This is a genomic window from Gemmata sp., from assembly GCF_051859125.1.
In the GTDB taxonomy this organism is placed as follows: Bacteria; Planctomycetota; Planctomycetia; order Gemmatales; family Gemmataceae; genus Gemmata.
The window spans coordinates 16,920-36,501 of the sequence record NZ_JBHYGG010000124.1; the positions used below are offsets into that span (position 1 = coordinate 16,920).

General features: G+C 72.8%; 13 protein-coding genes. 1 reads left to right on the forward strand and 12 read right to left on the reverse strand.

Annotated elements, in window-relative coordinates:
- The first annotated feature begins 753 nt into the window (after positions 1-753).
- Entirely contained in the window at positions 754-1,737 is a 984-nt protein-coding gene (locus tag ACTIGN_RS13195; protein ID WP_439624507.1) for an aminotransferase class IV, read from the forward strand.
- Between the two features lie 107 nt (positions 1,738-1,844).
- On the opposite strand, the gene ACTIGN_RS13200 is transcribed toward ACTIGN_RS13195, so the two are convergent.
- The 12 genes from ACTIGN_RS13200 to ACTIGN_RS13255 form a co-directional block, all read right to left on the reverse strand.
- Positions 1,845-2,453, reverse strand: coding sequence for an FHA domain-containing protein (locus ACTIGN_RS13200; RefSeq protein ID WP_439624509.1), 609 nt, complete (start codon positions 2,451-2,453; stop codon positions 1,845-1,847).
- Positions 2,454-2,557: 104 nt separating this feature from the next.
- On the reverse strand, positions 2,558-3,751 hold the full coding sequence (locus ACTIGN_RS13205) for a hypothetical protein (protein WP_439624511.1): 1,194 nt from the start codon (positions 3,749-3,751) through the stop codon (positions 2,558-2,560).
- Positions 3,748-4,767: a hypothetical protein gene (locus ACTIGN_RS13210; protein ID WP_439624512.1), complete on the reverse strand. Its 1,020-nt coding sequence runs from the start codon at positions 4,765-4,767 to the stop codon at positions 3,748-3,750. Before ACTIGN_RS13210 ends, ACTIGN_RS13205 begins: the two co-directional genes overlap by 4 nt.
- Complete coding sequence (locus tag ACTIGN_RS13215) at positions 4,737-5,111, reverse strand: hypothetical protein (protein WP_439624514.1); 375 nt, start codon at positions 5,109-5,111, stop codon at positions 4,737-4,739. The genes ACTIGN_RS13210 and ACTIGN_RS13215 overlap by 31 nt, the downstream gene beginning before the upstream one ends.
- A gap of 36 nt (positions 5,112-5,147) precedes the next feature.
- Positions 5,148-6,377, reverse strand: a complete 1,230-nt coding sequence (locus ACTIGN_RS13220) for a DUF1559 family PulG-like putative transporter (protein ID WP_439624516.1) — start codon at positions 6,375-6,377, stop codon at positions 5,148-5,150.
- 160 nt (positions 6,378-6,537) lie between these two features.
- Positions 6,538-7,785 carry an outer membrane protein assembly factor BamB family protein gene (locus tag ACTIGN_RS13225; protein WP_439624518.1) on the reverse strand — a complete coding sequence of 416 codons (1,248 nt, stop codon included), beginning with the start codon at positions 7,783-7,785 and terminating at the stop codon, positions 6,538-6,540.
- A complete protein-coding gene (locus ACTIGN_RS13230; protein ID WP_439624520.1) occupies positions 7,782-9,446 on the reverse strand; it encodes a c-type cytochrome domain-containing protein in 1,665 nt (554 codons plus the stop codon). Before ACTIGN_RS13230 ends, ACTIGN_RS13225 begins: the two co-directional genes overlap by 4 nt.
- A gap of 77 nt (positions 9,447-9,523) precedes the next feature.
- Entirely contained in the window at positions 9,524-11,929 is a 2,406-nt protein-coding gene (locus ACTIGN_RS13235) for a DUF1549 and DUF1553 domain-containing protein (RefSeq protein ID WP_439624522.1), read from the reverse strand.
- 49 nt (positions 11,930-11,978) lie between these two features.
- Positions 11,979-14,438, reverse strand: a complete 2,460-nt coding sequence (locus tag ACTIGN_RS13240; RefSeq protein WP_439624524.1) for a pre-peptidase C-terminal domain-containing protein — start codon at positions 14,436-14,438, stop codon at positions 11,979-11,981.
- A 64-nt stretch (positions 14,439-14,502) separates the two neighbouring features.
- On the reverse strand, positions 14,503-15,864 hold the full coding sequence (locus ACTIGN_RS13245) for a DUF1501 domain-containing protein (RefSeq protein WP_439624526.1): 1,362 nt from the start codon (positions 15,862-15,864) through the stop codon (positions 14,503-14,505).
- Positions 15,865-15,929: 65 nt separating this feature from the next.
- Positions 15,930-16,598 (reverse strand): DNRLRE domain-containing protein, encoded by a 669-nt coding sequence (locus ACTIGN_RS13250; RefSeq protein ID WP_439624528.1) that lies wholly within the window; start codon positions 16,596-16,598, stop codon positions 15,930-15,932.
- Positions 16,595-19,348 (reverse strand): sigma-70 family RNA polymerase sigma factor, encoded by a 2,754-nt coding sequence (locus tag ACTIGN_RS13255; RefSeq protein WP_439624529.1) that lies wholly within the window; start codon positions 19,346-19,348, stop codon positions 16,595-16,597. The genes ACTIGN_RS13250 and ACTIGN_RS13255 overlap by 4 nt, the downstream gene beginning before the upstream one ends.
- Positions 19,349-19,582 lie beyond the last annotated feature (234 nt).

Below are 19,582 nucleotides of genomic sequence, written 5' to 3' on the forward strand. Positions count from 1 at the left end.
CGTTCGAGTGAATCAGAGGAACGGTGGAGCAGGCATCGCTGGGGCAACTCGGAACCAACGTGGTTCCGACCGCTAACCCCGCGTCTGACCGAGCCCGAGTCCAGAGGGGAGCGGAGGCGGGAGGGGGGAGGTGAACGAGCAGAGGGTTCCGAAGTTGGTCATGGGCGATCTCAACAGAAACGACGAAAAAGTGCGACACGGAGAGAAAACAGATCTCGATAACGATAATAGGGGGTCTCGAATCACGCCTGTCAGCAAATATCAGATTCGGAAAGTGGGGCCGCCTATTCTTCCCAGCTTAGCCTACCGGACGGTAACGTCCAATTCTCGGCGAAGAAACACAATTTATCGCCATAAATACCTAATCAAAAACGATTTGCGTCGCACATTGATGCGGATGAAATCGGCTTACCGCGACGCGGCGAGAAATCGAATCCATGTTAAAGATGAATATTCTTGCCTGGAAAAAGTAGAAAATTCATCTATGGGATAATGTGGACCATAATCAGCGTGAAAAATCACTTCTAAAGATGAAATATTGCTCTGGCATGGAATTGTGATGATAGCCGAAGTTGTGCTGTGGGATGAACCAGGCCGGTCCAGCAGGAGGCCACGCCCATCCCGGTCGCGATTTCGCATCCACACAGCGATCGCGGAGTAGCATTCCCTTGCGTTGTTCGAAGCGGTTCGCCGAGCCCGCAGCGAACGGTCGAACTTCGTCCCGTCCCTTAGTTGCACGCGCCGGAAGCACACATGCCCCAACAACCGTCGGACCCGCGTCAGCACCTGTGGGCTCCGATCACGAGCGACGGCAGCACGCCGGCGCGGAACCAGTTGCCCGTTTCGGACCCCGTGGCGGTCCTGAAGTCGCACGGGCTCGACGTGCCCCCGAACCTCCCCGCACACGTCGTCGACGAACTCGTCCGGGTCGTCACCCTGGTGTGGGTGAACGGCCGGACCGTGCCGCGGGAGCAGTTCTACATCGACCCGTCCGACGAGGGGCTGCTGTTCGGGCGGGGCATCTGGGAGAGCACGCGGACGGTCGACCACGTCCCGTGGCTGTGGCCGCTCCACACCGAGCGGCTCCTCCGCACGGCAGCGGACCTCGGCATCGGCGTCGACCCGGCCCGGCTCCCCGACGCCGCGGAAGTCGCGCGGTACGCCCGCGCCCTGGCGGGGTGCGACCTGGTGATCCGCCTGAACGTGACGGCGGGGGTGCCGGCGGCGAAGCGGCCCGGGGTGGTGTGGATGAGCGCGCAGTTGATCCCGGCGCCGCTGGCGGCGGTGCGGCTCCGGACGTGCCCGACCGTCGCCCCCAGGGACGAGCCGTACCGGGTGTGGAAGACGTTCCAGTACGGCGGGCGACTAGCGGCCAACCAGCGGGCGCACGACGCCGGGTTCGACGGTGCCCTGATGGTCGACGCCGGGGACAACGTGCTTGAGATGGCCCACGCCAACCTGTTCGTCCGGCTCCCGGACGGCTGGGCGACCCCGCCCGCGAACGGCGACCTCCTCCCGGGAACGGTGCGCCAGCACCTCTTGGCCCACGCGCCGCTCCCGATCCGCGAGCAGGCGCTCCCGCGGGCCGCTCTCGCGAGCGCGACCGAGGTGTTCGTCACGAACAGTAAGATCGGGATCGTGCCCGTGACTCAGATCGACGGGCAGACGTTCGCGGTGGGCCGCGAGACGCAGGAACTGGCAGAGTGGCTCATGCCCTCGCCGCGGGTCTCAGGGTGACGCGGCCCCCCGGAGAGCATTCGGCGGTCGCGGCGTTCGGTTCTTGACGGCCGCGCGTGGAGGCGACGCCCGGTGACCCGAGCGGCACCGCGGGCCGCCGGGTCCGGCTACTTCGGGCGGCGCATGAGCTTGCGGAGGATCGCGCCCGCGGCGGCGGTCATCTCCTCGCGGCTGGTCGCCTTCTTCTTGTCGTCGGGCTTGGCGGCCGGCGGCAGGGCGTCGCCCACCCGGGTCTCGGCGGCGCTTTGGAGGGGCAACTCGGTCACCGTGCTGCCGTCGCGGACACCGCCCTCGTCGTCCAGCGCGAGGAGCATGGCGGCCGTGTTCTCCACGCTGCGGGCGTCGGCCACGGCCGACACGTACTGCTCGGCCTCCGTCCCGGTCCCCGAGATCGGCACCGGAGCCCCCGCCTCGTCCTCGGCGTCGACCCGCAGGATGAAGTCGAGCGGCCCGATCGTCAGCGTCGAGCCCGGCGGCACCTCGACCTCTTCCGACCGCACCATCACACCGTTCACGAGCGTGCCGTTGGTGCTCCCGAAGTCGGTGAGGTACACCAGGCCGTCCCGCACGACCAGGCCGCAGTGCCGCTTGCTGATGGCCTGACTGGCCGGCCGCAGGTGGCACGCCCGGTCGCGGCCGATGGCGAACTCCTGGGTCGTGACGGGGATGACCTTCCCCTGGTGCGTGCCGGACGCGACGTACAAGCTAACCTTCATGTGTGTTCCCGCCTGTTGGGTTGAGGAGAGGGGAGCGCCCACCGGTGGTGTTCGGATCGATCGCGTGCCGCCGTGAGTTGAACCGCTGAACCGCGGCCCCCTCCTCACGGCAGGCACGCGGGCGTGGAACTTCGGATGGCACCGAGCACCTTCTCGGCCGGCCCGGCGCACCGCTCCGGGTCGAGCCGCGCCGCCTCCCGCAGGTGCTCGACGGCCCGGAACGGTCGCCCGCCGTCGGCGTGGTGCCGGCCGAGTTGGAGGTGGAAGTACGCGGCCCGGGACGGGAGCGCCCCGAGGCCGAGCACGAGGACCCGCTCGACATCGGCGGGGCGGCGGTCCTCGCGGGCGTTGAACGCGAGCCCGTCGATCGCCGTCTGGCACGCGGCGAGCGCGGCGGGGTCGCCGGCGGCCCGGGGCAGGGCGGCGTCCAGGACGCGTGAGAAGAGGGCGTCGCTTTCCGCCCACCGGCCCAGGTCGCGGTACACCGTCGCGAGGAGCAGGGCCGCCGTGTCGTTCCCGACCGCGAGCGGTTCGAGCAACCCGGCCGCTTCCGACGACCGGTCCAGCCGCACCAGCAGCACCGCACGGTTCAGGCGCGCCGCGGGCGGGGCCGCCGCGGGGAGCGGCCACTCCGCCGCCTGCCGGAGCCGGGGCAGGGCCGCGGCGAGCGCGTCGCGCACCTCGGCCGGGCTCCGGCCGCCGACCGGCAACTCGCTCCCGAGTTCGATCAGCCCGCCCACGATCACGTCGGCACGCGCGAGCCGCTCGCGGCCCAGCAACTCGCTCGCGTGCTCGGTGCGGGCCGCGACCACGGCCTCCGCGTACAGGCCGCACGGGACGAGGGCGATCCCCGCGCCCAGCGCGAACCGCAGGCCGGGCCGGGGCGCGTTGGGGGTGCCGGGCGGCCGGTCGGTCGCCCACACGCACCACGGCAGCACCAGCCCGACCGCGAGCAGCGCCCGCAGCACGAGCGCGGCGACGGCCCCGGCCCCCGCGACGGCCTCGCCGAGTCCTGGGGAAGACACGGCCCCGGCACCAGCGGCCGCCAACCCGACCGCCACCCAGACCCCGCGGGTCGCCCGGTTGGCGTCGGGAATCGAGCGGACCCACTGTGCGGCGATCAGGCCCAGCGGCAGCGCGGCGACGAGGTGCGCGACCAGCAGCCGCGGCCACCCGAACGGCGGGGCCGTGAGCCCGGCGGCGAGCCGCGGGTCCGGGGCGGACAGGTGTAGCGCCGCCGCCGGCACCGCCACGGCCAGCACGCACCCCGCTACCAGGCGCAACTCGGAGGTACTCACGTGTCCGACACCCCCAGGGCCGCGGCCGTCTCCGGCCGGCGGAGCTTCCAGATCATGCCGTCGTAGGCGTAGTGGACGAACGCGGCCCACAGGTTCAGCCCCTGCCACAGGGTGCCGAGCCCGTTCTCCGGCCGCGACATCCACACGCCGACCGTACCCAGGGCGAGCGCGTAGAGGCCGAGGAACGTCACCCAGTGCCGGGCCAGCACCCGGAACGCCCCCGGCCCGCCCACCTCGCCCCGCCGCCGGGCGTAGTGCGTGACGATCGCGAGGTACTCGACGGCGTGGAACATCGATCCGGCGGCCGCGAACGCGACGACGAGCCCCGGCTCGCCGGCCCGCAGACTCAGAACGAACCCGGTGTACAGCCCACACACGCTCGCGAGGTACGCGAGTTTCCCCAGCCGCTCGCGGGTGGCCCCGACCAGGTTGGTGAGGAGCAGCGCCGCGGGCACGGCGAGCGCGGCGAGGTCCAGGAGCCGGAGCCGCGCGAGCGCGGCCGTGTCGGCCTCGGCCCACCCCGTCGCCCACCCCGCGGCCCGCAGCGCGGCGTAGGTCACGAACCCGCGGAGCCCCCACCGCTCCAGCCACTCGCTCCCGCCGCCGGCCTTGCGGGCGTACATCCGCAGCACCCCGGCGTGCTGGGACGCGAAGTGCCAGGCGTTCCACACGAAGTCGACCAGCGCCAGGCACAGGAACGCGCCGGTCCCCAGGAACGCCCCCAGGACCACCGCCCCCGCGAGCGCGGCGACCAGCACGAGCCGGCGGGATCGGCCCCCGCGGCGGTCCGGGTCGGTGGCGACCAAGACGAGCGTGACCCACCGGTGCGGGAGCGTGAGGAAGTAGATCTGCCAGAAGTCGATGGACGTGTCGGACCGGGTCGCGAACCCGGGGAGCAGCAGGAGCAGCCACCCGAGGTTCGCCACGAACAGCAGGTCAAAGGCCGGGGAGACGAGCCACCCCCGGCCGGGAGGTGTCGCCCGCCTCACTGGAGCGGGGCCGCCTTGATCTTCCACTTGTCCCCTTCCTTCACGAACGCCCACTCCTTCTCAACCATTGCGTGGCCCGAGGCCTTCTCGAGTACGACCGTCCCGGTCGCGGTGCCGCCGCTCACCGCCGGCTTGTCCTTCAGGTCGAACCGGTACTGCCGGAGTGCCCGGGAGTCCGCGGTCGCGCCGGCGGCGAACAATTGCTTGAGTTGGGCCGGGCGGGTGCTGTCGTCGTTCAGCCGGTCGACGAGCGTCGCGATCTGCTTGCCGTCCTCTCCGCCCATGTCGGGCACGTTGAACTGGTCCGAACGGCCGCAGCCGGCGGCGACCGCGACGGCGGCCACCAGCAGGAGTCGAGCGATTGCGTGCATTGGGGGTACTCCGTGGGTGTTCACCGGGGCCGGTGGTCAGTCGGTGTTGGCGGGCTCGCCGCCCGACTTGGTGCCCATCGCCTTCCACGCCGTCGGGTCGATCGAGTTGCGGATGAACCGCACGCTACCGTCGGCGAAAGCCGCGTTCACGCCGCCCGTGTGCTTGCTCCGGGCGGCCGCCCACTGGTTCCCGTCGGCCCGGTTCTGCACGCACTGGAGCTTGTCCGGGTGCGTCGCGGGGATGCGGTCGTCGCAGTACATCATCTGGTCGGGGGTGCCGCTGTTGGGGCCGGTGTGCGTCTGGAAGAACGCCCCACCGGGGCCGGCCAGAAGGGTGACCCCGCGGCCGTCCCTGTTCCGCCCGTTCGGACTGCTCCCGTTGGACGAGGGGGCGTCGAGCGGCTCACTGAACGGGAGCAGTTCGCTGAACATGGCGGTGTTCGAGGTGCCGTCGGTGACGCCCACGATCGGGGTGCCCTTGCCGATCCCGAACCGCGTCTCGACTGGCCACTTCTTCACCTGCACGAGGCTGAACACCCCGCTCACCGGGCTGGCCCCGCCGTACACGGCGGCGTCGCCGAAGGTGCCACCGCCGAAGCATCCCACGTAGTTCCCCTTCATCAGGTTCTCAAGGGCGAAATCGCTCAATTGGACCTCCGGGTTGTGGCCGCTGCTCGGGCAGGTCATGATCTTCGGAATCATGTAGAACTGCATCCCGACCTCCATCCGCCGCCCGGCGGGCAAGGGGTGCTGCTGCCCGTCGAAGTTGTCGGCCGGGTTGCTCTCCTCGGAGAACGCCGGGTCGATGTTGTAGGTGCCCCCGCTGGCCGCCGCGCCGCCGCTGAGCATGTTCTCCAGCGCGTTCTGCTCCATGTACGAGAGGATGTGGAGCGGCCAGGGCACCCCGTAGCACCGGGCCTCCGGGCCGGCGGTGAACGCCTGGTTGCCGGTCACCCACCACAGCGGCGGGTCCTGGCTGGCCGGGCCGGTCCCGGTCGAACCGCCCGGCCAGTGCGGGGCGTTCTGCGGGTCGGCCTGGTTGAACCGGGGCAGGCCGGGGGGGAACGTGCTGGTCGCGCTCTCGACGTTGTGGCACGCGAGGGCGATCTGCTTGAGGTTGTTCTGGCACTTCATCCGGGCGGCGGCCTCGCGTACCTTCTGCACCGCGGGGAGCAGGAGGCCGATCAGGACCGCGATGATCGCGATGACCACCAGCAGCTCGATCAGGGTGAAGCCGCGGCGCGGGAGGCGGTGCGGAGCGTTCATGGGTACTCCAGTCCAAGGGGTCGGGTCTCGGTCACGGTCGGCCGGGTCGCGGGTGACCGCGGCGGGAGCTGCTCGCACGCTACCGGAATCCAATGTGTATCGTGTGAGCCGGATGAGAAGAGGCGTATTTTCTCATCCGATCGTTGGCCGGGGTTGGCGGTCAGGGCCGCGGGACGTCGGTGCGCGGCCGTGCGCCGAGGCACCACAGGTGCCCGGTCGTGCGGACGAACAGGTGCCCGCCGGACACCGCGGGGGTCGCGTGGCACCCCTCGCCGAGCACGTTCTTCGCCACCACCTCGAACTCGTCGCCGGCGCCCAGCACGTACGTCGTGCCGTCGTCGGCGGGGCAGTGGATCAGGCCGTTGATGAGTAGCGGCGAGGCGTGGTGCAGCCGGCTCCCGAGCCGCTCGGACCACACCTTCTTGCCGGTCCGCGCCTCCAGCAGCGTCGCGACGCCCGAGTCGGACACCACGAACAGCCGGTCCCCGAACGCGAGCGGCGAGGGGACGTAGGATGCGGTCCGGGTGTCGGACCACTTCGCGTGCGTCCTGGTGACGTTCCCGGTGCCCGTCGGGTCGATCGCGACGAGCGTGCTCGTCGGGCTGGTGCCGGTGGCGAACACGAGCCCCTGCCCGAACGCGACCGTGGCGACGAACTTGTCGGTGGGGCTGTCCGCGACCCAGAGCTGCTTGCCGTCGGCCGGGTCGAACCCCGCGACCGACTTGCTGCCGGCCAGGACCATCTGGGTCTTGCCGGCGACCTCGATGAACAGCGGGACGCTGAACGACCGGGTGCGGTTCGGCCGCTCGACCTTCCACCGCTGCTCGCCGGTCCGCTTGTCGAGGGCCGCGAGGAACGCGTCGCCGTCCGAATCGCCGTTCACGATGAGCAGGTCGCCGTGCAGGACCGGCGAGCCGCAGAACCCGTGCGGGGAGGCGAACCCGTCGAACGCCTTGAGCCAGGCCCGCTTGCCGTCGCGGCCGTAGCAGGCGACGGTGACCTTGTCGCCGTCCACGAAGGCGGCCCACACGTGCTCGGCGTCGCTCGCGGGGGTGGCGCTCGCCGGGGTGTTCCCCTTGTGCATTTTCTCGGGGGCCGCGGTCAGCACGACCTGCTTCCACAGCAGCTTGCCGCCGGTGCGGTCGAAGCACAGCAGGAGCCGGTCGTTCGTTTCCGGGTCGAACGACGTGAGGAACACGCGGCCGTTCGACACGACCGGCGACGAGTGCCCGACGCCCGGCACGGGCACCTTCCACAGCACGTTCTCGGTCGCGCTCCACCTGGTCGGCACGCCGGGGTCGGTGACCACGCCGTCGCCCTTCGGCCCGCGCCAGACCGGCCAGTCGGCCGCTGCGAGTGCGGGGGCGAGTGCGAACGTGAGGGACAGTCCGAGGATGAACCGCGTCACTTCCGCACCTCCTTCGTCGCCGCGAGTGCGGCCTCGGCCTCGACCACTTCGGCCTTGACGACCAGCGCGGCCTCGCACAGTTGCAGGTAGGCCTTCGCCAGCGCCGCGTTCTTGGGGTCGTGCGCCGCCTCGTCCTTCAGCTTCTCCGCGGCGTCCTCGACGGCCTTGAGCGCCGCACGCTTGCGGGCGAGCTCGGCCTGAAGTGCCGCCGCGCCGACCGCGAGGGGGGCCGGGCCGGGCCGGACCGCGGCGGCGATCGGGAGGGCGGGGGTCGGCACGGGGATCAGCGCGAGCGTGGCGGCCTTCGCCGACACCGGCAGCGCGACGGGAACCGGTTCGCCGCCCGCGACCGGCCACACGGCCACCCGCCCGGACCAGTCGCCCGCGGCGACCCCCTTCGCGTCCGGGGTGAACCCGACCCGCAGCACGGCGTCGCCCGCCGGGCCGAGGTCGGCGACCTTCTTGCCCTTCTGGTCCCAGACCCGCAGTTGGCCGTCGCGGCCCGCGGTCGCGAGCGCGCCCGCCGCGTGCCAGGCGACGTCGAGCGCGCCCTCGGGGTGCGCCTCCCACTTCGCGCTCTCGGCCACGGTGTGCAGGTCCCACACGCGCACGGTGCCGTCCTCGCTCGCCGACGCGAGGGCGTCCGAGTCGGCGCGCCACGCGAGCGCGGTCACCGCCTTCGTGTGCCCGCGGAGCACGGCGAACTCCTTGCCCGACTTCGCCTCCCACACGTAGAGCCCGCCGAAGCGGTCGCCGGCCGCGACGAGCAGCCCCTCGGGACTGAACCCGACCGACAGCACCCAGTCGGTCGGCTTGCGGAGGGTGTGCAGCACCTTGCCGTCCGGGACGGAGACCACCTTCACCACCCGCCCCGGCCCGCCGAACACGACCCGGGTGCCGTCCGCGGAGACGTCGGCGGCGAGGACCGCGTCGGTGTCGTCGGCGACGGCGAACCGGCGCTTCCAGGTGCCGACCTCGAACCCGACGACGGCCCCGGACTGCCCGCCGACGCCGCCGGCCGCGAGGAGCAGCTTGCCGTCGCGTGAGAACCGCAGCGCGTGAACTTCGCCCTCCGGGAACGGGAGCCCGCCGAGGAGCTTGCCGGTCGCCAGGTCGTAGACGAGAACCTGCTTCTTGCCGGGCACCGCGGCGAGCGGCGAAGCGGGCGCGACGGCCAGTGCGGTGACCGGGGTGGCCCGGGGCAGCGGGTCGGCCTTCGTGATGCCGTCGGGAACCTTCGTGGTCGGCGCGACGCTCGTGGCCGCGGCCGCGGTGCCGGCCTTCTCGACGAGCCCGTCCTCGATCCACTTGCGGAGCGCGTCGAGTTCCGTCTGGGGGATCTTCGGGCTGTTCGGCGGCATCTTCGGGTCTTCGAGGTGCGCCGTGAGGGTGTACAGCGGGCTGTCGGCGGGCTTCCCGGCGACGACGGCCTTGCCGGACACGCCGCCCTGCATGATGGCACCGAACGTGGTCACGTCGAGTTCGCCGCGGGGCCGCTCGCCGGTGTGGCACTTGGCGCACCGCTTGGCGAGGATCGGCCGCACGGTCTCGAACGTCACCTTCGGGGCGTCCGACTTCTTGTCGTCGGCCGCGCCGGGCGCGGGGGCCGCTGGCGCGACGAGGAGGGCGAGGGCGAACAGTGCAAGCGGTCGGGTCGTCACGGGGTGGAACCTCGGGGTGGTCGGGTGTTCGCGGGCCGCGGTCCCGGGGCGTGACCCCGGGACCGCGCGGGCCGGGCTCAGCGGTTGAACACGAACTCGTTGGAGTTCAGCAGCGCCCAGAACAGGTCTTCGAGGGCCGCCGTCTTGTCCTCGGCGGCGTCGAGCCGCTTCGCGATCCGCTCGGCCTCGGCCGCGGTCGGGGCGCGGCCCAGGCACCGCACGTACAGGTCGGTCGCGGCCTCGGCCGGTTTCCGGTTCGCGAGCAGCCGCTCGACCACCTTGCCCTCGACCACCTTGCCGTTGGTGGTGTCGCCGTTGAGCAGGTGCAGCGCCTGCGACAGCGTCGGGTTGGTCTTCACCTCGCACGAGCACGCGGTGGCCCGCGGGGCGCGGCCGAAGGTGGTGAGGAAGTAGTTCGGGGTGCGGCCGTCGGCGAGTTGCACGGCGCGGGCACCGGGCGGCAGGCCGGGCAGGGCGGTCGCCGTCTCGGTCACCTGCGTGATGCAGTCGAGGAGCACCTCGGCCCGCATCCGCCGCACTGTCTGGCGGGCGAAGTTGCGCTCGTCCCACTCGTTGGTCGGGTTCCGCTTGGTGGAGAGCTGGTACGTGCGGCTGAGGCACACGTCGCGGGCGAGCTTCTTGACGTCGAACCCGTAGGCCGCGGCCCTTTCGCCGAGCGCCGCGAGCAGGGCCGGGTTCCCGGCCGGGTTGCTCACCCGCACGTCGTCCACCGGCTCGACGATCCCGCGGCCGAAGAAGTGCGCCCACACGACGTTCCCGAAGTTCCGCGCGAACTGCGGGTTCTCGGCGCTGGCGAGCCAGTCGGCGAGGGCCGCGCGGTAGTCCTGCCCCGGCTTCAGGTCGGGCGCCCCCGCGCCGAGGAACTTGGGCCGCACCGGCCGGTTCCCGACCGGGTGCAGCGTCTCGCCGGTGCCGCTGTTGAACACCGTCAGCTCGCGGGGGTCCTGGGCGTTCTTGTACCCGATCTGGCCGAAGAACGCGGCGAACCCGTAGTAGTCGTTCATCGTCCACCGGTCGAACGGGTGGTTGTGGCACTGGGCGCACTGGATGCGGGTGCCGAGGAACACCTGGGCGACGTTCTCCGCGAGGAGCTGCGGGGTCGTCTCGGTCTGGAAGTAGTTGACGGCCGGGTTCTCGAACGTGCCGCCCGCGGCCGGGAGCAGTTCGCGGACGATCGTGTCGAGCGTCGCGCCGGACCGGACTCGGTCGCGGAGCCACTTGTCGTACAGTTGCAGCCCCTTCGGGCTGATGCCGTTGATGGTGCGGATCTGGAGCAGCTCGGCCCACTTCATGACCCAGATGTCGCGGAACTCCTCGCGCTCCAGCAGCGCGTCGACGAGCTTCTCGCGCTTCTTCGGGTCCGGGTCGGCGAGGAACTTGGCGCGCTCGGCCGGGGCCGGGAGCAGGCCGACCAGGTCCACGTACACGCGGCGGAGGAACGTCTCGTCGTCGCACACCTCGGACGGCACGACGTGGAGCTTGTTGAGCTTCGCGTGGACGTGGGTGTCGATGTAGTTGAGCGCCGGGGTCTTCGGGTCGGCGAACGGGGTGTCGGGCCGCACGACCACCGCGGTCCCCTGGGTGAACTCGTCGAACCGGGCCAGCACGAACGTCTCGCCCGGACCGGTGCCGGTGATGACGCCGTCCTCCGAGACGGTGGCGGCCGCGTCGTTGTTGCCGACGAACACCGTGAACCGGGTCACGTCGCGGTCGGTGCCGTCGCTGTACTTCGCCCGGACGACGACCCGCTGGGCCTCGCCCTTGGCCGCGAACACCGCCTCCTTCGGGAACACCTCGATGCCGACCGGCCGCGGGGTGTCGGCCGGGTCCTTCGGCGCGCCGGCCTCCAGCCACCGGACGAGCAGCAGGTAGTTCTCGCTCCCGGGCTCGATCCGCTTGCCGCCGGTGTGCGGCACCCTGCCCGTCGCCTTGTTGACCATCAGGCAGTCGTCGGGGGTGGCGAGGTTCACGCGGCGGCCGCCCATCTGCCGGGTGACGCGGAAGTGGTCGCCGTCCGGGTCGTACCCGAACAGCGAGAGCATGAACCCGTCCTTCCCCGACGCCGAGCCGTGGCACTTGCCGGTGTTGCACCCTACCCGGGTGAGGACCGGCATCACGTCGGTGCGGAACCGCACGTCGCCGGCCGCGGCCGAGTGGGCCACCGTGACCGGCACCTTCACCGCGTGCGCCCCGAGGGTGACGGTGAGGGTGGCGGTCCCGTCGGCGGTCGGGGCGAGGAACGCGTTCCGCACCTCGGCGACCGGCTTGTCCAGCGCGAACGTCGCGGCGGCGGTCACGTCGCGGGTGCTGCCGTCGGCGAACTCGGCCTGGACGACGAGCCCCTGGCGGTCCCGCGCGCCGGTCAGTTCGACCGCGGCCGGCGCTACGGTGACCCGCACGGGCTCGGCCGCCGCGGCCGGGAGCGCGAACAACAGGGATGAAGCGATCAGCGCGAGACGCATACCGGGAACTCCGAGGGTGTTCGTTGGTGAGCGCGGCCGGGGGGCGGCGTTACTTCGACTTCTCTTGCTGCCGGAGCGCGTCGAGGGGGCTGAGCGGCTTGCCCGCGGCGTCGGTCTTCACCGCGCCCGGGGCGTCCACCTTGAGCACCCCGCCGCGGCCCACGCGGTACACGACCTTCTGCCCGCCGACCGTCCCGGCCAGTTCGCACACGAGCGCGTCGTGCGCGCCGACCGGGGTGGTCGCGTCCACGGTCACCGCGAACTCGACCTGCTTCGCTCCGACCCGCACCTCGACCGGCTGGGCGGCGGCGCGCGGCGGGAGCCCGTCGAGCCTGGCCGTGAAGGTGCCCGCCGGCACCGGGCCTTCGAGCGCGAGGACGACCTTCACGGCCTTCCCCTGTTCCGCGACCGCCGGGGCGAACGCGCCCTTGACCGGCGGGGCCGCGAGGGTGACGGCCCGCATCTCCGAGGCGACCGGCGTGAAGCCCTCGATCGCCTTCCGGCGGCGGCCCCGCCCGGCCGGCGGCGCGTCGGGGGTGCCCAGGCCGTTCATGCCGACGACGAGCGGGTCGCGGTCCCCGCGGCCGGGGCGGGCCACCTCCGCCTCGGCGACCAGCTTCCACTCGCCGAGGTCGGCGGCCGGGCTCGCGACGAGCGTGACCACGGCCTCGGACTTGTCCGCGGGGATGGTCACGGTCGTCGGGACCTCCACGCCCGGGGGCAGGCACGGGAACGACACCGCGACCGGCTCGGCGAAGTCCTTCGCCCGGGTGACGCGAACAGTCACGTCGAGCGTGCCGTCGGCGGCGAGCGGCCCGGCCGGGGGCAGAAGGGTCACTTCCAGGGGCGAGCGGTCGATGACCACGACCGCGAGCGCGTCGAGCGTCACGGCGTGCATCCCCGAGTCGCCCGGCCCGCGGACGAGGACGAGTTCCTGGGCGAACCCGCCGGTCACGGCGCGCGTCGCGTCCCCACCGGTCCCCGCGAACGGGACCAACTTGCCGCCGAGCGGGGCGTCAGCGGCCGCCTCGAACACGACCGGCAGCAGGTACTCGCCGGCCGCGACGGTGCCGAGGCCGACCTTCACGCCCGCGGGCAGTTCGCCGCAGGCGAGCGCGACCGGCCCGTCGACCCGGTCGCGGCGGACGCCGAGGAACGCCGTCACCCGGCCGCCGCGGGGCACGGCGATCACGTGCCGGTCCTGCGACTTGCGGACCCGCTCGGGGAGGAACACCGTGAGGCCCGGCTGCGGGCGGTCGAGTTCGACCCGGTAGATGAACGCCGGGCCGCCCTGCTTGCGCTTGTCGGTGACCCGGACCAGGTACTCGCCGTCGGCCGGGACGACGACCAGCACGCGGCTGTCGTGCGTCTCGTCGTCGTCGTTCTGCGCCACCAGGGTGCCGCCGGCGGTGAACACCGCGACGACGGTATCGACGGGCGACCCGATGCGGTACGCGAACGCCTGCACGTCGATCACGTCGCCCTTCTTCGCGAGGAACCGGAAGTGATCGACGTCGCCGGCCTTCTCGATGATGCCGTTGAACGCGACCGGCCACGCGGCAGCCGCCTTCGTCGCCGCGGGGGCGTCGTTCGGCTCGCTCTCGGTCACGTTGGGGAACGGCGAGACGCGGAACGGGTTCGGGGTCGGAGCGGTGCCGTCGGCGTCGCCCGGGTAGAACTCGAACGGGGTGCCGGAGGCGGGAAGGGTGACTTTCGCGTCGCGGTCGCCGGCCGCGTCGAACAGCTTCACCGCGACCTCGGTGCCGGCCTGGCCCCCGGCGGGGAACACGGCGGCCGGCCGCGGGAACGTGCCGACGTGGAGGAGGTAGCGGTGGTTGTCGCCGCCGCCGCGGTTGGCGTCGCGGACCTCGACGGCGTAGGTGCCGTCGACCGGCGCGACGAGCGAGACGAACGGGTCCTGGCGGAACAGCGGGGTGTCGTCGGCGAACGCGAGTTGCTTGCCGTCCGGACCGTAGGCGGTCAGCACGGTGTCGGTCGGCTCGACGCCGAGGCGGACGCCCTCGACCTCGGCCGAGAGCCGCTGCCCCTTCTTGAGCGCGACGGCATAGAAGTCCGTGTCGCCCGCGTCGAGCACCGCGGCGACGGTCGTGTTGAGCGGCACCACCTGGGCGTGCTCGCGGTCCCCGTGCGCGTCGGCCTCGGGGACCACCGGGAACGACGTGACCCGGAACGTGCGGACCTCCGACGCCCCGCCGGCGGTGCGGAGGCGGAAGGCGTGCAGGCCGAGGCGGCAGTCGGCGGCCGCGCGGAGGGTCGCGACCACCTCGTTCTCGCTCGTGCCCTCGACCTTCGTGCAGACCACGCCGGGCGAGTAGAGCATCAGCTCCTGCGGGCCGGTGAGCCGCGCCCCGGCGAGCGTGAGGGTGAACTCGGTGCCGCGGCGGCCCGCACCGGGCGACACCGACTCGACCGTGGGCGGTGCCGCGGCCGGCGCGGCACCGCAGAGGACGCAGAGGACGCAGAGGGAGGCTGTCAGGCAACGAAGCATGTTCGGGAACTCCGGGTGTCGGTCTCTCGCTGCGGTCTGGCGTCCACTGCGGCGGAACGGTCCGTCACGCCAGCAGGGCCTTCACGACCTTGCCGTTCATGACGATCTGCTGGGGCCGGTTGCCCGGCGACATCAGGTCCTTGCGGGCGTCGATGCCGAGGAGGTGGTACAGCGTGTGCGCGTAGTCCTCGATCCCCAGGGCGCTCTGCTTGGGCTCGGCGGCCAGGGCGTCGCTCGCCCCGTACACCTGGCCCCGCTTCACCCCGCCGCCGGCCAGCACGAGGCTGAACACCCGCGGCCAGTGGTCGCGGCCGCCGCCGGCGTTCACCTTCGGGGTGCGGCCGAACTCGCTGTTCACCACGATCAGCGTCTCGTCGAGCAGCCCGCGCTGGTCCAGGTCGGTGACGAGGCCCGCGAGGGCGATGTCGAGGACCGGCATCTGGGCCTCGATCCCGCGGTAGTGGTACGCGTGCGTGTCCCACGACCCGAACGTGACGGACACGAACCGGGCCCCGGCCTCGACCAGCCGGCGGGCGATCAGGAACCGCGCCGCGCCGCCGTTGCGGAACGCGAGCGGGCCGCTCAGCCCGGCCATGCCGTACAGCTTCTTGGTCTCCTCGGTCTCGTCCTTGAGGCTGAACGCGGCCTTCACGGTCGGCGACGACAGCATCCCGTAGGCCCGCTGGTAGAAGCTGTCCATCGCGGCGAGGGAGTCCTCGCGCTCCGACTTCGCGAAGTGGTCGTCCACCAGTTCCTTCCACTCCTTCCGGGCGGCGAACCGGGCGTCGTCCACCCCCTTCGGGAGCGACAGGTCGCGGACCGCGAACCCGGGGCGGCCGGGGTCGGTGCCCAGCGCGAACGGGCCGTATTGGTTGCTCAGGTACCCGCTGCCGAGGTACTGGCTGCCGGCCGTGGGGACGACGATGTACGGCGGCATGTCGTTCCGCACGCCCAGTTCGTGGGCGGTCACGCTCCCCAGGCTCGGGTACGTCAGCGCCGGGCTCGGCCGGTAGCCGGTGAACATGCTGTGCTCGCCGCGGCTGTGGTCCACCTCGGTGTGGGTCATGCTGCGGACTACGGTCATCTTGTCGGCGACCTCGGCGCACTTCGCCATGTGCTCGCTGAACCGGACCCCGGCGAGCTTCGTCTGCACGGTGCCGAGGATGCCGCGGTACTCCGCCGGCGCGTCCGGCTTCGGGTCGAAGCTGTCCATGTGGGCGAACCCGCCCTGGAGGTACACGTGGATCACCGACTTCGCCTTCGCCTCGGCCTTCTTGCCGGCCGGCTGGGCCGCTTCGAGCTTCAGCACGTCGCCGAGGGTCAGGCCGAGGCCGCCGACCACGCCGACCCGGATCAGGTCGCGGCGGGTCGGGCGGGTGAAGTGGGCGGGGTCGGCGTGCCAGGTGCCGGGTTGCGGGGTGTTCATGGTCTCCGGTGGGGTTGTTGGGTGCGGGTCGCTGGTTGAGGGTCGGAGGAACTCGTCTGGCCGGACTACTTCGCGGGCGGGGTGAACTCGACGACGAGCTTGGGCCGCTGCTTCACGTCCTCGAACTCGGACGTGTAGAAGTCCCAGCCGTTGCCGGCGGTGTTGATGAACACCCACCCGTAGTTCGGCTTGCCGCTGGCCCACGACTGGACCGCGTCGGTGGCGTCGAACGGGATCGCCGACGTGCTGGCCGAGATCTTGCCGAACGTGAACCCGTCCTTCTGCTTCGAGGCCTCGAGCCCGTCGGCGGTCACGCCCCCGACCATGCTGGCCCACGTCGCGGTCGCCTTCCACGGCACGAGCATTCGGTGCAGGTGGACGGTGCTCCCCTCGTCGAACGCGGGGACGATGAGGGTGGCCGAGTGGACGGCCGAGCCGGGGGGCACCTGGCCGGGCCTGGTGCCGATGACGTCGTCGAACCGCATCAGCACCTGGCTCTCGCCGCCGTCGTTGTCCGCGTCGGCGCTGGCGTTCGGGTTGCCGTTCAGGCACGTGTGCGGGGCCACCGCCCAGATCTCGAGGTCGACGGTGCCGGCGTACCCGTTCACGCCGTCCTGGAACGCGACCGTCTTCTTCTCGCCGGTGCCGGTCGGGGGCGCGGGGGCCGGGTCGGCGCACGCCGCGGCGGCGACAAGGGCGAGCGCGACCGCGAGTGCCGCGGTAGCCGTTCTCATGGGGTCTCTCCTTCTGTCGGGACCACGTCCGGGAGCACGAGCGTCCGGCCGGGTTCGATGGTGAACGTTCCGACTGCCGCCTTGGCGGTGCCGGAGTGGACGGCGATCCGGTACTCCGCGCCCGGGACGAGTGCGGTCAGCTCCGCGACCCCGGTGGCGTCCGTCTTGCGGCGCGCGGGGTAGTTCGCGGCGTCGAACCAGTCCGCCGGTTGCGGGTCGGAAACGGGGGGCTCGCCGGGCCGCCGGTCGCGGGCGACGAGGAGCGACACCGTGACCTCCCGCCCGGCCGCGGGAAGCCCGTCCGGGCCCACGACGCGGATGCGGATGGCGCCGCACGGTGCGAGTTTCACGGGCGGCACCGGTGCGCCGGGTGAGACGTCGGCCACCGCCCCGGCCTTCGCGACCGGGTCGAGGAAGTACGCCCGGGTCACCCACCCCGTGCGGCACCCGGGGACCGCGAACCGGCCGTCCCGCACGGGCAGGCCGACGCTCGCGTAGGGCCGCACCGGCGACGACCGCCCGGAGCACAGCAAGAAGGCGCCCGCGCCGCCCGCCTCCACCGCGCCCGTCACGGCCGCCCCGGCCGGCAGGCCGAGCGCGAGCGGCGGGAGGTCGCCGGTGGCGGGCACTTCGACGCGCGTGACGTGGTGCGCGAACAGCGTGGAGGTGGACCCGGGCACGCGGGCCGCGACCGGCGGGTGATCGAGGGTCGGGCCGTGGGCGCGGACCGAGCACGCCCCGGGGAGCACGGCCAGCCGGAACCGGCCGCCGGCGTCGGTGCGGGTCAGGGCGTCGCGGCCCACCAGGACGTCGTCGCGCCACTCCGGCTTGGTGGCCCCCTCGCGGCCCCAGTGAACGGCCGCGCCCGCCACGCCGCGGTCGCCGGCGTCGGTCACCGTGCCGGTCAGCCACCGCCCCTTGGGCAGCCGCAGGACCGGCGCGAGGGCAGGTTCCTCGCCCACGGTGACCACCTGCCGCACGCCCACGAGCGGCTCGTCGCCCTCCGGCGGGTGGACGAGGAGTTCGACGCGGTCGCCCCGCGCTACCTCGACGCGGACCCGGCCGTCCGGCCCGGTGACGGCGTCGATGTCGGCCGGGACCGTGAGCGCCCCGAGGATCGCGTGATCCGCGGCGCAGAAGTGGGCGTGCGACCGGAGGCGGTCGGTGATGACCGTGACGTGCGCCCCGGCGACCGGCCGGTCGGACTCCGCGGCCCGCACCTCGACGGTAAGCGGGACGGCCGGTTCCACCCGGTACCCGGACCGGTCGCCGGCCGGCCGGTCGAGGCGGAAGGTGTCGGTCGCGAACCGCGGGTCGGCCACCCGGACCCAGACGTTCTCCGCGGTGCCGAGGCGGGGGATCGCGAACCGCCCCGCCGCGTCGGCCCGCACCGGCTCGGGCCAGCCGGGGGGGTGCAGTCGCTCGGCGCCGACGACCGGCTCGGACACGGCGCACCCCACGCGCACGACCTCGACCCTGGCACCGGCGGCCGGCTCCCCGGACCCGAGCACCAGCCGGCCACACAGGACCGCCCCGCCGGTGAGCCGCAACTCGACGTCGCCGCGGGCACCGACCCGCACCGGCACCGAGGCCGGGGCGAGGCCCGGGGCGGACGCCCGCACGGTCACGACCCGGTCCACGAACCACGTGGCGAAGTCGTCGGCCACGCGGAGCGTGAACCGCCCGTCGCCGTTGGTGGTCGTCTGTTCGAGAACCTCGTCGCGGAGCCCGCGCTCGCCCGGGGCGAACGGCCGGCGGGCGAGCGCGACGACCTCGGCCCCGGCGACCGGCCGCCCGTCGGTACCCCGGACGACGCCGGACAGCGTGCCGCCGGGGTGCTCCCGCTGCGGGGCGGGAGCGTGGACGTCCGGTGCCGGGGCGGGCTGTTCGTGTGGCGGGGCGGCCAGGGCGAGAGCGGCGGCCGCGAGCACGGTTCCGATGAGGACCGCGATCGCGAGGCCCCGGACCAGGGCGGCCCCGGCGGCCCCCGTGGCCCCGGCGGCGAGCCACCCCGCGCGGCCCGCGGGGAGAACGCCCGTGCGGGCGACGCCCAGCCCCGCCTCGACCGTGCGGGCGAGGAGCAACGGGCGGGCGGCGTAGGCCACCGGGGCGCACAGCACCGACGCCCCGCCGGTGACCATTCCCACCGCCGCGGGGCCGTGCCGCGCGAGCCGCTGCCGGAGCCGGGCCTGGGCCTGCTGGTACCGGCGGTGAACGGCCGCCGTGGAGCACCCGAGTTCGCGAGCCGCGTCGGCGTAGGTCCGCCCCTCGAGGCAGATCAGGACGAGGACCGCCCGCTCGCACGTGGGGAGCTGCGAGAGTTCGTCGTCGAGCAGGACGCGGAGGTCGGTGGGCTGGGCCTCGCCCGCCTGGCTCGCGACCTCGGCCAGTCGCCCCTCGATGCGGCGCTGGCGGGCGATCGAGCGGCGCAGGTCGACGGCGCACGCCCGGGCCACGCGGTGCAGCCACCCGGCCAGGGCCCCCCGGGCCTCGACGCGGTCCGCGTCGCGGGCCAGGCGGAGGAACGTCGCCTGGACCGCGTCCTCGGCGTCGGCGGTGTTCCGCAGCACGCGGAAGCACACGCCCCACACCATCTCCCCGTGCCGCCCCACCAGGGTGCCGAACGCCTGCTCGTCGCGCTTCTGCGTGAACCACCGGAGCAGTTCGGCGTCGGTCCGCGGGTCCTCCCGCCAGGAGGCCACGACGAACCGCAGTTGGTGCAGGAGCAGTGAACCGGCCTTGGTTGCCACGCGGCTGCCCTCATCGTCCGGCGAGACACGGGTAAACCGCTCCGGGGCGTCCGCATTTCTCGCCGCTCGTCGACATTCACCGGAGCTTCGCGAGTCCCACACCGTCCGCCAACTCGGGGGCGACCGGGTCATACCAGGTCCGATGGAACGGGAACCGTGGTGGACGGGTCCGAGCCCGAGCGCCGAGCGAGGGTCCACGTGAACCCTCGCTCGGCGCTCGGGCTCGGAACAGTA

Excerpts from the sequence above, each read along its gene's own strand:
- ACTIGN_RS13195 (WP_439624507.1), top strand. The coding sequence starts at position 754 with ATGCCCCAACAACCGTCGGACCCGCGTCAGCACCTGTGGGCTCCGATC.
- ACTIGN_RS13200 (WP_439624509.1), bottom strand. The coding sequence starts at position 2,453 with ATGAAGGTTAGCTTGTACGTCGCGTCCGGCACGCACCAGGGGAAGGTC.
- ACTIGN_RS13215 (WP_439624514.1), bottom strand. The coding sequence starts at position 5,111 with ATGCACGCAATCGCTCGACTCCTGCTGGTGGCCGCCGTCGCGGTCGCC.
- ACTIGN_RS13220 (WP_439624516.1), bottom strand. The coding sequence starts at position 6,377 with ATGAACGCTCCGCACCGCCTCCCGCGCCGCGGCTTCACCCTGATCGAG.
- ACTIGN_RS13235 (WP_439624522.1), bottom strand. The coding sequence starts at position 11,929 with ATGCGTCTCGCGCTGATCGCTTCATCCCTGTTGTTCGCGCTCCCGGCC.
- ACTIGN_RS13240 (WP_439624524.1), bottom strand. The coding sequence starts at position 14,438 with ATGCTTCGTTGCCTGACAGCCTCCCTCTGCGTCCTCTGCGTCCTCTGC.
- ACTIGN_RS13245 (WP_439624526.1), bottom strand. The coding sequence starts at position 15,864 with ATGAACACCCCGCAACCCGGCACCTGGCACGCCGACCCCGCCCACTTC.
- ACTIGN_RS13250 (WP_439624528.1), bottom strand. The coding sequence starts at position 16,598 with ATGAGAACGGCTACCGCGGCACTCGCGGTCGCGCTCGCCCTTGTCGCC.